9 protein-coding genes are annotated in these 13,896 nt (G+C 69.8%); 5 read left to right on the forward strand and 4 right to left on the reverse strand.

The genetic code is table 11. The features are described 5' to 3' along the window. From uca to ACGF7Y_RS32400, 3 genes are all read left to right on the forward strand, one after another. Complete coding sequence (gene uca, locus ACGF7Y_RS32390; protein ID WP_393240675.1) at positions 1-3,549, forward strand: urea carboxylase; 3,549 nt, start codon at positions 1-3, stop codon at positions 3,547-3,549. Further along, positions 3,550-5,277, forward strand: coding sequence for an allophanate hydrolase (atzF, locus tag ACGF7Y_RS32395; RefSeq protein WP_393240507.1), 1,728 nt, complete (start codon positions 3,550-3,552; stop codon positions 5,275-5,277). Between the two features lie 161 nt (positions 5,278-5,438). Beyond that, on the forward strand, positions 5,439-6,668 hold the full coding sequence (locus tag ACGF7Y_RS32400) for an FAD-dependent monooxygenase (RefSeq protein ID WP_393240510.1): 1,230 nt from the start codon (positions 5,439-5,441) through the stop codon (positions 6,666-6,668). Positions 6,669-6,733: 65 nt separating this feature from the next. Here ACGF7Y_RS32400 and ACGF7Y_RS32405 read toward each other — a convergent pair whose 3' ends face one another. Together ACGF7Y_RS32405 and ACGF7Y_RS32410 are read right to left on the reverse strand one after the other, a co-directional pair. Further along, positions 6,734-7,324, reverse strand: a complete 591-nt coding sequence (locus ACGF7Y_RS32405) for a TetR/AcrR family transcriptional regulator (protein ID WP_393240513.1) — start codon at positions 7,322-7,324, stop codon at positions 6,734-6,736. 171 nt (positions 7,325-7,495) lie between these two features. Further along, positions 7,496-8,722 (reverse strand): cytochrome P450, encoded by a 1,227-nt coding sequence (locus ACGF7Y_RS32410; RefSeq protein WP_393240516.1) that lies wholly within the window; start codon positions 8,720-8,722, stop codon positions 7,496-7,498. 425 nt (positions 8,723-9,147) lie between these two features. On the opposite strand from ACGF7Y_RS32410, the gene ACGF7Y_RS32415 reads away from it, so the two are divergent. Beyond that, positions 9,148-9,285: a hypothetical protein gene (locus ACGF7Y_RS32415; protein ID WP_393240519.1), complete on the forward strand. Its 138-nt coding sequence runs from the start codon at positions 9,148-9,150 to the stop codon at positions 9,283-9,285. A 671-nt stretch (positions 9,286-9,956) separates the two neighbouring features. Here the strand turns inward: ACGF7Y_RS32415 and ACGF7Y_RS32420 are convergent. Both ACGF7Y_RS32420 and ACGF7Y_RS32425 read right to left on the reverse strand, forming a co-directional pair. Beyond that, positions 9,957-11,429: a catalase gene (locus ACGF7Y_RS32420; RefSeq protein WP_393240522.1), complete on the reverse strand. Its 1,473-nt coding sequence runs from the start codon at positions 11,427-11,429 to the stop codon at positions 9,957-9,959. A gap of 63 nt (positions 11,430-11,492) precedes the next feature. Further along, positions 11,493-11,918, reverse strand: a complete 426-nt coding sequence (locus tag ACGF7Y_RS32425; RefSeq protein WP_393240525.1) for a Fur family transcriptional regulator — start codon at positions 11,916-11,918, stop codon at positions 11,493-11,495. Between the two features lie 557 nt (positions 11,919-12,475). Between ACGF7Y_RS32425 and ACGF7Y_RS32430 the strand changes: the two genes are divergently transcribed. After that, positions 12,476-13,717: an APC family permease gene (locus tag ACGF7Y_RS32430; protein ID WP_393240528.1), complete on the forward strand. Its 1,242-nt coding sequence runs from the start codon at positions 12,476-12,478 to the stop codon at positions 13,715-13,717. The last annotated feature ends 179 nt before the right edge of the window (positions 13,718-13,896 follow it).

A 13,896-nucleotide genomic window follows, 5' to 3' on the forward strand; every position in this document is an offset into this window, starting at 1 on the left:
ATGCGTACCGCCCGGGGACTCGGGCTGAAGACGGTCGCGGTGTACTCCGACGCGGATATCGGCGCGGCGCACGTCGAGATGGCCGACGTCGCCGTTCGTCTGGGTCCGGGTCCGGCCGCGGAGTCCTACTTGCGCGCCGACCTGGTGGTCGACGCGGCGCTGGCGACCGGGGCCGGGGCCATTCATCCCGGCTACGGATTCCTCTCGGAGAACGCGGAGTTCGCCACCGTGGTGGAGGAGGCGGGCATCGCGTTCGTCGGACCGACTGCCGAGCAGCTGCGCGTCTTCGGTGACAAGCACACCGCCCGTACGGCGGCGCGTGCGGTCGGCGTACCGCTCATTCCGGGCAGTGACCTGCTCGAAGCGGCCGATCACGCGGTGGCGGAGGCGGAGCGGATCGGCTTTCCCGTGATGCTCAAGGCGGTCGGCGGCGGTGGCGGCATCGGCATGCAGGCTTGCTTCGGCCCGGACGAGGTGCGCGCGGCCTACGAGCGCGTGCAGCGCATCGCGGCGGCGAACTTCGGTTCGGCGGGCGTCTTCCTGGAACGTTTCGTCGCGCGAGCCAGGCACGTCGAAGTGCAGTTGTTCGGTGACGGCCACGGCCGCGTCGTCAGCCTCGGCACCAGGGACTGCTCGCTGCAACGCCGCAACCAGAAGGTGATCGAGGAGGCGCCCGCGCCGGGACTCACCGCGCAACTGTCGGAGCGCCTGCTCGCCGCGTCCCGGGAACTCGCCCGCTCGGTCGGGTACCGCTCGGCCGGGACGGTGGAATTCGTCTACGACGCCGACAACGGCGCCGCGTCGTTCCTGGAGATGAACACCCGCTTGCAGGTGGAACATCCGGTTACCGAGGCGGTCACCGGCGTCGATCTGGTGGAGTGGATGCTGCGCCTGGCCGGCGGGGACACCTCGATGGTGGACGAACTGCCCGAGAGCGGTCCCGCGACCACCGGTCACGCGGTGGAAGCCCGCGTCTACGCGGAAGATCCCGGCCACGATTACCGTCCCAGCGCGGGCCTGATCACGGCCGCGTGCTTCCCGGACGACGTACGGGTCGACACGTGGGTCGACACCGGTTCGGAGGTCAGCCCGTATTACGACCCCTTGCTGGCGAAGGTGATCGGCGCGGGCGAGAGCCGAGCGGACGCCTTCGCCGCACTGCGCACCGCGCTCGCCGCCACGCGGATCTACGGTGTGCAGACGAACCTGCCGCAACTGCGCCAAGCCACGGCCGAACGCCGGGTCCTGCGCACCGAGCACACCACCACCACGCTGGCCGAGATCCGCCCGGCCGGCCGACGCGTCGACGTACTGCGCGGCGGGACCATGACCACGGTGCAGGACCACCCCGGTCGGATCGGCCTGTGGAACGTCGGCATTCCACCGTCCGGCCCGATGGACGACCTCTCCTTCACCCTCGCCAACACCGCGGTCGGCAACCCGGCCGGGGCCCCCGCGCTCGAATGCACCCTGGAGGGCCCGCGATTGCGCTTCTCCGACACCACCGTCGTGTGCGTGACCGGTGCGCCTGCGCCGGTGACGGTGGACGGCCGCTCGGTGTCCATGTGGGAGCCCGTCACGGTGGTCGCGGGCGCGGTGCTGGACATCGGCGCACCCACCGACACCGGCCTGCGCACCTATCTGGCGGTGCGCGGCGGCATCGACGCGCCGCTCTATCACGGCAGCGCGGCCACCTTCACCCTCGGCGGCTTCGGCGGGGTGACCGGCAGCGCCGTAACCACCGGCGACGTGCTCGGCATCGCCCCGGCCGACGCGAGCGCACTCGGCCCACCCGCGGCGGTGCCGCCGGATGAGCGGCCCGGCTTCACCCACGAGTGGCAGCTCGCGGTAGGCGTCGGCCCGCAGACCTCCGCGTACTTCACCGACGCCGACATGATCCAGTTCTGCACGCACCCGTGGCGGGTCGGCAGCCACGCCAATCGCACCGGCATCCGCTTGGAGGGCCCGAAACCGGCCTGGTCGCGCACCGATGGCGGCGAGGCCGGGCTGCACCCGTCCAACCTGCACGACAACCCCTACAGCGTGGGCGCGCTGAACGTCTCCGGTGACACGCCCATCCTGCTCGGGCCCGACGGCCCGAGCCTCGGCGGATTCGCCTGTCCGCTGACGGTGGTGTCCGCGCATCGCTGGCGGATGGGACAGTTGCGTCCCGGCGACTCGGTGCGGTTCGTGCCGGTCGACGACGACAAGGCGGCCGCGTTGCGTTCGTCCGATGACCGTCGCGTGCCGGAGCTGATCACCGATGCTGCTGCGGCCCTGCGTGATCGCGGTGTTCTCGGCGGACTCGAGGCGTCGCGGGACCGTCCGCGGGTGCGGTACCTGCGCGCGGGGGACGACAACGTCCTGGTCGAATACGGCGAGATGGTGCTCGATCTCGGGCTGCGCATGCGGGTGCACGCGCTGGCCGAAAGCCTCGCGGGCGTCCGGCTGCCCGGCATTCTCGACGTGACGCCCGGCGTCCGGTCCCTGCACATCCACTTCGACCCCGCGGTGCTGCCGCTGTATCGGCTGCTCGGCACGTTGACCGAACTCGAACTCGAGCTGCCCGCCACGACCGACCTGGTGGTGCCGAGCCGCACCATCCGGTTACCGCTGTCGTTCGACGACCCGTCCATCGCCGAAGCCATCGACCGTTACCGCAGCGGTGTGCGCGACACCGCGCCATGGCTGCCGTCGAACATCGAGTTCATCCGCCGTATCAACGGGCTCGCCAGTGTGGACGATGTGCGCACCACCGTCTTCGACGCCGAGTATCTGGTGCTCGGACTCGGGGACGTATACCTCGGTGCGCCGCTGGCGGTTCCGCTGGATCCGCGGCACCGCCTGGTCACCACCAAATACAACCCGGCGCGCACCTGGACCCCGTCGGATGCCGTCGGCATCGGCGGCAAGTACCTGTGCGTCTACGGAATGGCCTCCCCGGGCGGCTATCAACTGATCGGCCGCACCGTGCCGATCTGGTCCAGCTACCGGCAGTCCGCGCCGTTCGAGCCGGGCACGCCCTGGCTGTTCCGGTTCTTCGACCGCATCGTGTGGGAACCGGTCGGCGCGCAACAGTTGCTCGAGTACCGCCGTGCGGCCGAGGCGGGCAGATTCGACGCCGAGGTGAGCGAGGGCAGCTTCGCGCTCGCCGACCACCTGCGCCTGTTGCGCACCGAGGCCGACGCCATCGCCGAGTTCGAGGCAGGGCAGGCCGCCGCGTTCGAGGCGGAGAAGGACGCGTGGCGGGCCGCGGGCGAATTCGAACGCAGCACCGTCGCGCCCGTCGCCGCGCCGATCGACGACCCGCTCGCCGGGCTGCCCGCCGACGCGACCGTGGTGGCGGCGCCGATGATCGGCAATGTCTGGCGGGTGGAAGTCGAACCGGGTCAGCAGGTCGCGGCCGGTGCGCCGGTCGCCGTCCTGGAGGCGATGAAACTCGAATTACCCGTGCACAGCCCGAGCGCGGGCACCGTGCTGAAGGTACTGACCACACCCGGCGCCAAGGTGGAGCCGGGCACGCCACTAGTAGTGATCGGAGTCGACTGAATGCCCGCAGGCGTCCTAGGCAATACGGCGGCCGACCCCGTCGAACGCGTCGCGGCCGCCTATCGGCGGATCGCCGAGGTCGATCGGCCGGAGGTGTGGATCACCCTGCGACCGGAATCCGAGGTCGCCGCCGAAGCGGCCACCCTCGCGCGGCGGCTCGCCGCCGGAGAGTCCTTGCCGCTGGCCGGAGTTCTGGTGGCGGTGAAGGACAACATCGATGTGGCGGGCCTGCCGACCACCGCGGCCTGCCCGGAGTTCGCCTACCTGCCGGAGGTGACCGCGGCGGCGATCGAGCGATTGCTCGCGGCCGGGGCCCTGGTGCTGGGAAAGACGAACCTGGATCAGTTCGCCACCGGGCTGGTCGGGACGCGCAGCCCGTACGGCGCGGTGCGCAACGCCCTCTATCCGGAGCTGGTGGCGGGCGGGTCCAGTTCCGGTTCCGCCGCCGCGGTGGCACTCGGCATCGCGGACATCGGCATCGGCACCGACACAGCCGGGTCCGGCCGCGTGCCCGCGGCACTGCACGGGATCGTCGGCATCAAGCCCACCTTGGGAGTGATCCCGGCGCATGGGACCGTGCCCGCCTGCGCCGATTACGACGCCGTCACGGTCTTCGCCGCCGACCTCGACTCGGCGGTGTCCGCGGCCGCGGTGATGGCGGGCCCCGAGCCGCGCGACCCGCGCAGCCGGACCTGGCCCGCCGACGTCCGGCTGGCCGCCCCGCTCGCGCCGCGCATCGCCGTGCCGCGCCCAGAGGACCTGACCGCGCTCGGCGAGCCGTATCGGGAAGCGTTCGCCCGCACCGTCGCCGGTGTCGCCGATATCGGCGCGAAGACCGAGGAAATCGACATCTCCGTCCTGATCGACGCCGCGCTCTTGCTCTACGACGGTGCGCTCGTCGCCGAACGTTATGCCGCGGTGGGCGCGTTCCTGGACACCGCTCCCGCGGGCGCCGACCCCACGGTCACCGCGATCATCGGCGCGGCGCGGGAGAAGACCGGCACGGCGTTCGCCGCCGATCTCGAGCGGCTGGCCCGGGCGAAGGCGGCGGCCGCCGGACTGCTGCACGGCTTCGACGCACTGCTGCTGCCGACGACCACCGAACACCCCAGCATCGCAGCGGTGCGAGCCGATCCGATCCGAATCAACCGGCGGATGGGCACATACACCAATTTCTGCAATCTGCTGGACATGGCCGCCGTCGCCGTCCCAGGCGCCTCCACCGCCGACGGCGCGCCGTTCGGAGTCATGCTGGTCACCCCCGCCTTCGCCGATCAGGTGGCCGTCGACCTCGCCGCCCGCCTGCTCGGTTCGGAGAACTCGCCGCTGATGGTCGATCGCGGTGTCGACCTTGCCGTCTTCGGAGCACACCTGCGTGGGCAGCCGCTGCACTTCCAGCTCGAGCAACTCGGCGCCCGCTTTCTCGGCGAGATCCGGACCACCGACGCCTACCGGCTGACCGCTCTCGACACCACGCCGCCCAAGCCGGGACTGGTGCGTCACGGACCGGGCCGCGGCGCCCCGATCGAGGGAGAACTGTTCCGCGTCTCCGCCGCCGGATTGGGTGCGTTCCTCGCCGAGCTTCCCTCTCCCATGGCCCTGACCAGTATCGAACTCGCCGACGGCCGCGAGGTCGTCGGTTTCACCTGCACCTACGATGCCGCGAGCGCCGCTACCGACATCACCCATCTCGCGAGCTGGCGCACCTACCTCCAACGTCGTTCCTAGATCGCGCTTTTCACCGATGGCCCATGGCCGCGAGGGCTCCTCGCCGCCATGGGCCATTGCTCTGACCACCCGCTTAGACATTTGTGCTAGACAGTTGTGCCAGTCTGTGTTAGACATATGTCTAAGACATTTGGTCAATCCAGTGGGAGTCGAGGAAAGTCATGAGCGCCAAATCCGTAAGCCAGCTCCGCGTGCTCGTCGCCGGCGGCGGCATCGGCGGCAATGCCGTTGCGCTGCAACTGCTCCGGTCCGGCATCCGGGCCACCGTCGTGGAGCGCGCCGCGGCGCCGCGGCCCGGCGGGCAGGCCGTCGACCTGCGCGGGCCCAGTCGCGAGGTGGCCGAGCGGATGGGCATGATGCCGGGCATCCGCGACTACCAGCTCGACGAGCGGGGCATGAAGTACGTCGACGACGCGGGCCGCGAGATCCTCCGTATGTCCGCCGAACTCTTCGACGGCAAGGGCGCGGTCGCCGAAATCGAGATCACCCGGGGGGATCTCAACCAGGTGCTGCTCGACTTGCTCGCCGCGGAGGGCGGTGTCGACTACCGGTACGGCGAGTGGATCACCGAGATCCGGCAGGACGACGCGGGCGTCGACGTCACGTTCGCCTCCGGCGCGACCGAGCGGTTCGACATCGTGATCGGCGCGGACGGGCTGCACTCCGCCACCCGCCGGATGGTCTTCGGCCCCGAGGAACAGTTCGCGACGTACCTCGGCGGATACATGTCGTTCTTCACGCTGCCGCGCCCGGAAGACCTGGAGCCGCACTGGTTCACGATGCACTCGCTGGTGGGCGCCACCGGGCTGGGCATGCGCCCCGACGCCGACCCGGCCACCTGCAAGGCGCTCGTCGTGATCCGCGCGGCCGCCGATCCCGCGCTGCGCCGGGATGTCGCCGCACAGCAGCAGTTCATCCGCGACCGCCTGGCCGGCGGCGGCTGGGAATCGGCTCGCATCGCGGCGGCCGTGTCCGAGGCTCCGGACTTCTACTTCGACGAGTTGGCCCGGATCGACATGCCGAGCTGGGTCGAGGGCCGAGTGGTCCTGCTCGGCGACGCGGGCTACTGCGGCTCACCGCTCACCGGCCAGGGAACCGCGATGGCGCTGGTGGGGGCGTACGTCCTCGCCGGTGAGCTGGCCGCGCACGCCGACAACCCCGGCCGGGGCCTGGCCCGCTACGAAGAAGTGCTGCGCCCCTTCGTGAAGACGGCCCAGCAGTTGCAGCCGGGCGGCCTGAACGCCATGACGCCCAAGTCTCGCTTCGGCATTCGCGCGGGCCACGCCCTCAGCAAGCTGATGATGTCGAAGGCGATGCGCCCGGTGATGATGCGGATGTTGAGCAAGACCGAGAGCTACGACCTGCCCGACTACTCGGCCGCGACGGTCTGAGCCACGCGCGGCGGGGTCGCGCTTCGACCGGAGTCCCGCGCGGCTCCGGTCGACGACGTGCCGGATCAGGCGATCACCGTCCGGTCGTCGAGCAGGAACGGCAGCACGAAGTCGCGCAGCATCGCCCGCTCCTCGTCTTCCCCCGCACCGGGCAGCGTCAGCAACGACACCATCGCACGCACCACCCACCGACCGACGCGCTCGGCGGCGATGGCGGGCAGCCCGGGGCGGAATCCGGCGACGAAGTTCGTGGCCAGCGCGTCCACCACCCCCGCCGAATTCGCCAGCTGGGCAACGATGCCCGCGTTGGACGGTTCGAACCAGACCGCTAGATGCGGCGTTTTCCGTACCTCTGCGAGCAGCGCGGTCAACGTGTCGAGCAACTGCTCCCCCGGCTCCGCGCTCGCGGGCACCGCGCGGTCGCGCCAGACTCGCTCGATCAACTGCCGCGCCTCCCGCCCCGCGAAGGCCACATACAGCGCCTGCCGATTCTCGAAGTAGCGATACAGCGTCGCCCTGGAACAGCCTGCGGCGTCGGCGACTTCGGCCATGCCGACCCCGCTGACGCCCTTGTCGATGAACAGCGCGCGCACCGCGTCGAGAATGCGCTCACCGGCCAGCTCGGTGCGGCCGCCGGCCAGCCAATCGCCACTCATGCCGTGTCCTCTCCTACTTCACCGCACCGCGGCGTCCTACTTCACCGCACCGCGGCGCCACTCCGACAGCGGTGCGGACCGCCGCGCCCGAGTTCTCCGGCCCGCCGACGCCGGGTTCACCGGCTGCGGCGCGGGCGGACGGGCGCGGTCCGGGTCGCGCCACCTCGCCGCTCAGCCCCTGCACCGGAACGGCACAGTAGTCGGCCTGCGAACGTACGGACCGCTCGCGTACTCGACCGCATCGATGTCGACCACGTACTCGGGGAACCGATCGAGCAGCTCCTCGAGCGCGACCCTGGCCTGCATCCGCGCCGCCGCCGCACCGAGACAGTGGTGCGGCCCGTGCCCGAAGGTGAGGATGCGCTGCGGATTCCGGTCGATGTCCAGTTCGTCGGCGTCCGCGCCGAACGCCCGCTCGTCGCGGTTGGCGGACCCGAACGCCAGCAGTACTTTCCGCCCCGCTCGCACCGTTCTCCCGGCCAGTTCGACATCGCGCGTCGCGGTTCGCGCCAACCCTTGCACCGGCGAGGTGAGCCGGGCGAACTCCTCGATCGCGACACGAATCCGGTCCGGCTCCGCGGCGAGCGCGGCGCGCTGATCCGGGTGCTGTTGCAGCAGTTGCACGGCGCCGCCGAGCAGGCCCGTGGTGGTGTCGTTGCCGCCCGCGACCATGGTCCAGGCGTAGGCGAGGATTTGGATCAGCCCGCGCACGTCCGTGTCGTCGGCCGCCATTCCCGCCTGGACCAGCAGTGACACCGTGTCGTCGCCGGGGTCGGAGCGCCTGCGTTCGATCAGCCCGGCGAAGTAACCCATCATCTCCGCCGACGCCGCCTGCGCCTTGGTGTTCGTCCGGTCGATGCTGCCCGCGACGACGGCGTCGGTCCATCCGTCGAACCTCACCCGGTCCTGTTCGGGCACCCCGAGGTAGTACGCCACCACCATGCTCGGCAGCGGCTTGAACAGCTGCTCGACGATGTCACCACCGCCCTGTGCCCCGAGGTCGTCGAGCCGGTCGCGCACGAACCGGCGGACCACCGGCTCGACTTCCTCGACCTGACGCGGGGTGAACCCGCGAGCGACCAGTTTGCGGAAGTCGGTGTGCTGCGGCGGGTCCTGCATCACCAGCGGGGGGTTGTCGGCTAGGCCGAGTTCGTCGAGTTCGCCGTATTCCACCGTCAGCCCGTCGCGAGAGGAATACGTTTCGCTGTCGCGTGCCGCCGCGTACACGTGCTCGTGCCGGGTGAGCACCCAGTAGTCGTTCTCCGGGCGCGCCGCCGGTACGACGTGCTGCACCGGATCGTGCTCACGCAGCGCCCTGTACATCCCCCAAGGCGATGCCCAAGTGGGGCCGGAACGGAGTTCGAACACCGGAGCTGGCCGATACGCAACGTTCACCATGTATCGACCGTAAGACAGAATCACGCATCTGTCTAGAACAGGTTCCAGAAGTGGGCCGATCACCCTCGCGACCAGCCCAGCCGCACCTTTCCGCTGTGGACCTGTGGACCCGGTGCCGCGCACTCATTGGTTACCTTCGGCAGCGGCAACCACCGTGTCGTTGCCGGTCAGCTCCAGGAAGAGCCGGTGCGAGCGTCCGCTCCGCGTCCGCGTCCGCCGGGCCGGCCACCCCTCGTAGACCGGCCCGGCGGACACCACCCCCGAGGTCCGGCCTGTCACCCCTCGAGACAGGTCGTTCCCCGGTTCGCACCTTCGGTGCTGGGCTTGTTCCTCCCGCGAGACAAACAATGCAGGCCGGCGCTTGGCACGCACTTAAGAACACCTTGCAAGATCGAAACCGCAGGTGAGCGCACCTTTATGAAGCGGTGCCCAGCAAGCTGCTACCGCGCGGAGCCGGATCGCGGGATGATGGTGACGAGTGCGCCGAAAGATTGGGAGCGACGATGGAAACCGTGGTGGTCTGGATTCTGGCCAGCCTGCTGTACTGGTGGGGCCTGCTGTAGGTGTACGAACCTGGCCGCCCGAACCCGGCCAGGTCCACTACAGTCCCCGCTGAGTCCGGCGCACCGCGGCGACGGAAGGCGCGCAGCCGGCGATGCCGATCCATTCGATGGGGCGGGCGCCGTAGGTCACCGTAGACGTTCTACGGCTACCTTCGTCACTTCCACCAGCAGGTCGTTGTTCGCCTCGGCGTCCGCGTCGGACTTGCGGCTCAGGATCGCGATCACGATCGGGTCCCGGCCACCCTCCGGCCAGACGGTCGCGACGTTGTCGGCCGAGCCGTAGGACCCGGTGCCGGTCTTGTCGCCGGTGACCCAGCTCGCGGCAACCCCGCGCGGGTGCGTTCGCCGCCGGTGGTGTTCGCCTTCGGCCAGGCCTCCAGCTGATCGCGTTCGGGTGCGCCGAGCGCGTCACCCAGCGCCGAAGCGCGGTAGTCCGCCGCCGGCGCGGCGGGCGTGGTGGTGTCCCGCTCGTCACCGGGAATCGCGGTGTCGAGTTGTACCGCAGCCGGCCAGCAGAGCCGATGCGGCGGCGAGCGCCACCCGGTGGTCGCGTGTCAGCCGAGACATGCCGTCACTCTGACACCCGGGCACCTACCGGGCGAACAGGATCGGCCGGACACGCCGAAGGCAGGTGCGCGCCGATGACGCACACCTGCCTTCGATGCGGGCGCTCAGCCCTGCGAGCTGCCGTCGAGCCCGGCCCGCACGCCCTCCTCGACCCGCTTGCCGAGGTCGGCGTCCACGTTCTTCCAGTACTCGAAAACCCGGCCGAGCACCGGTTCCCGCACACCGCCGAGCACGTGGCCGACGATGTTGCGCACCAGCCGCTCGCGTTGCGCGTCGTCGAGCACCTCGCGGACCAGGGTGCCCGCCTGGGTGAAGTCACCGTCCTCGGCGTGCCGCAGGTAGCCTGCCCGCACGATGGCCGGGTCGAAGTCCCAGATGCCGCCGTCGGGCGCCCGCTCCGGGGCGGCGTGCGGCCCACCGAACGAATTCGGCGCGTACACCGGCACATTCGGCTCGTTGTAGTGGTACCGCATGGCGCCCTCCTTGGAGTAGGAGTTCACCTCCGCCGCCCTGGCCTGGTTCGGCGGCAACTGCGCGTAGTTCGTGCCGATGCGGTAACGGTGCGCATCCGCGTAGGCGAAGACGCGGCCGAGCAGCATCTTGTCCGGCGAGAAGCCGATGCCGGGAACCACATTCGACGGCTCGAACGCGGCCTGCTCGATATCGACGAAGTAGTTGCGCGGGTTGCGGTTCAGCGTCCACTTGCCGACCTCGAGCAAGGGGTAGTCCTTGTGCGACCACACCTTGGTCAGGTCGAACGGGTTGAACCGGTAGCCTTCCGCCTCCGCGACCGGCATGACCTGCACGTACACCGTCCAGCTCGGGAAGTCGCCGCGCTCGATCGCCTCCCACAGGTCCTTGCGGTGGTAATCGGCGTCCTCGCCCGCGATCCGGTCGGCGTCGGCCTGGGTCAGGTATTCGATGCCCTGGTCGGTCTTGAAGTGGTACTTGACCCAGAAGCGCTCGCCCGCGGCATTGATCCACTGATAGGTGTGCGATCCGTAGCCGTTCATGTGCCGGTAGGTCTTCGGGATGCCGCGATCGCCCATCAGCCAGGTCACCTGGTGCGCGCTCTCCGGGCGCAGGGTCCAGAAATCCCACTGCATGTTGTGATCGCGAAGACCGTTGCCGGGCAGGCGCTTCTGCGACCGGATGAAGTCGGGGAACTTGATCGGGTCCTTGATGAAGAAGATGGGCGTGTTGTTGCCGACGAGGTCGTAGTTGCCGTCCTCGGTGTAGAACTTCACCGCGAATCCGCGCGGGTCACGCCAGGTGTCCGGGCTGCCCTGCTCACCGGCCACGGTGGAGAATCGCGCCAGCGACTCCGTGCGCGCGCCGGGCTGGAACAGTTTCGCCTTGGTGTACCTGCTGACGTCGTTGGTCACGACCAGTTCGCCGTAAGCGCCCGCGCCTTTGGCGTGCACGATACGTTCCGGCACCCGTTCCCGGTTGAACTGGGCGAGCTTCTCGATGAGGTAGTGGTCGTGCAGCAGGATCGGGCCTTGCGCGCCCGCGGTGAGCGATTCGTCGTCGCTCTCTACCGGGATACCGGTGTTCGTGGTGGTCGGCTTGGTCATCGGACTCCTCGGGTGGTGAACATCGTCCCGGGAGTGCTACCCGGGGTGGCAAGATGCGGACCGCTACTCGGAACGGCAGGTCGGGCACAGCCCCCAGAAGACGACCTCGGCTTCATCGACCACGAATCCGTGAGCGTCCGAAGGGTCCAGACATGGGGCTTCGCCCACGGCGCAGTCGACATCCGCGACCGCACCGCAGCTTCGGCACACCAGATGGTGGTGGTTGTCACCGATCCGGGTCTCGTATCGCACGGACGAGCCCGCGGGCTCGATCCGCCGCAGGATCCCGGCGCGCACGCAAGCATGCAAGACGTCGTAGACAGCCTGCGTGGACACCGAGCCCAGCGCGTCCCGGACGGCTGCGGCCACCGTGTCGGCATCCGAATGCGGCCGCGCGGCAACCGCGTCCAGCACCGCGATCCGCGGGGCGGTGACCCGCAAACCCGCTGCTCGCAGCCACTCGCGTGGATCGGCGCTATTGGTGTGCATGCTTCGAGTCTGGCCCTTTTCTGGAATAAGTCAAGAAAACAATCTGGAATCATTCAAGAAAAATTTCAGCCCGAAGGCTACGTCCACCGGCCGCGACTCGCCGAGCACGACCTCGAACGCGACCCGCCCGAAGTGACCGGCATCACAGATCTGGCGCGGAATAGCTTGCGGGAGCCGGTGGTTGAACCCCCTGTCGGCGTCCGGACAGCCCCGGGCCGCACCCCCTTTGTCGCTTCGAGCGACCACTCGCCGAGAGGCGCTTGTGGGACGTCGACACCCACGCCGGCGTCCGGACAGCCCCGGGCCGCACCCCTTTGTCGCTACGAGCGACCACCCGCCGAGAGGCGCTTGTGGGACGTCGACGGTTGTGACACCGATATGGTGTCCGAGCTCGCAGCGCCGCCGGATTCCTCGCGAATCCGGCGGCGTTGTCATTTCCGACCACATCTGAGCGGGAAACTTCTCGCGTTTCGCCGCAGCCATGTACCACCGCCGGAGTTCTTCGCCGAGTCGTACTCGCTCTGCGGCGGCGGGGGCGATGCGGGAGGATGCACTTCATGGCGTCGCAGGACGGGACCTTGCACCGCAGGCTCGGACTAACCGATTCGGTGGTCATCGGGTTGGGGGCGATGGTGGGGGCGGGGATATTCGCGGCGCTGGCGCCCGCGGCGGCTTCGGCAGGGAGTTGGTTGCCGGTGGCGCTCGCGGTGGCGGCGGTGCTGGCGTACTGCAATGCGACGTCGTCGGCACGGCTCGCGGCGCGGTATCCCGTGTCCGGTGGAACGTATGTCTACGGGCGGGAGCGGCTCGGACCGTTCTGGGGGTATCTCGCGGGGTGGGGATTCGTCGCGGGCAAGTCCGCCTCGTGTGCGGCGATGGCGCTGACCGTCGGTAGCTACGCCTGGCCCGCACAGGCGCATGCCGTGGCGGTGGGGGCGGTGGTGGCGATCACCGCCGTCAACTACACCGGGGTGCAGAAGTCGGCGTTCGTGACCCGGGTGCTCGTCGCGGTGGTGCTCACGGTGCTGGCCATCGTCATCGTGATCGGGCTGGCGGGAACGCACTCGGCGGCAACGGCCTTGCCCGACCGGATCGGCCCGCGCGAGGTGCTCACGGCGGCGGGGTTGCTGTTCTTCGCGTTCGCGGGGTACGCCCGCATCGCCACGCTCGGCGAGGAGGTGCGCGAACCGCGACGCACCATTCCCCGTGCCGTCATGATCGCGCTCGGACTCGCCCTCGTGGTCTACGCGCTGGTGGCGGTCGCGGCGCTGAGCGTTCTCGGCTCCGCCGGACTGGCCCAGGCCACCGATCCACTGGCGCGAGTGGTCGGTGCGGCAGGCGTCCCCGCGGCCGCTCCGGTGGTGCGGATCGGCGCGGTACTCGCGGCGACCGGATCGCTGCTCGCGTTGATCCTCGGCGTGTCACGCACAGTGCTCGCCATGGCGCGGGACCGTTATCTGCCGGGCGCGCTCGCCGCCGTGCATCCGCGGTTCGGGGTGCCGCACCGCGCGGAACTGGTGGTCGGCACGATGGTCGCCGTGGTCGCCGCGCTGTTCGATCTGCGCGCGGCCATCGGATTCTCCTCGTTCACCGTGCTCTTCTACTACTTGATCGCCAACGTCTCCGCCGCCACCCTGAGCGCCGAGGAGAACCGCCCACCCCGGTGGGTTCCCGTGGTCGGCGCGGTGGGCTGCGTCGTCGTCGGGTTCTCCCTGCCCCTCGGCTCCGTGCTCGCGGGGCTCGGTGCGCTGGCACTCGGCACCGCGTTATATGGCCTGGCCAGGAGCTCCCGCCGATGACGCCCGGCCGTCGCGGCACGGACCCAGGCCTGGCACCGCACGTGCTCGGCAGGCCGATAGCGCCCGCGCGTCCCCGATCGCTCGGCACGCTCGCCCTTTGCGCAGCGGGTATGCGATAAGGGTGTCCCCCGACCGAGTTCAACGGCGAGGCGCCCGAGTCCGGCCCGCGCGGATATCGG

The organism is Nocardia sp. NPDC047654, assembly GCF_043205035.1.
In the GTDB taxonomy this organism is placed as follows: Bacteria; Actinomycetota; Actinomycetes; order Mycobacteriales; family Mycobacteriaceae; genus Nocardia.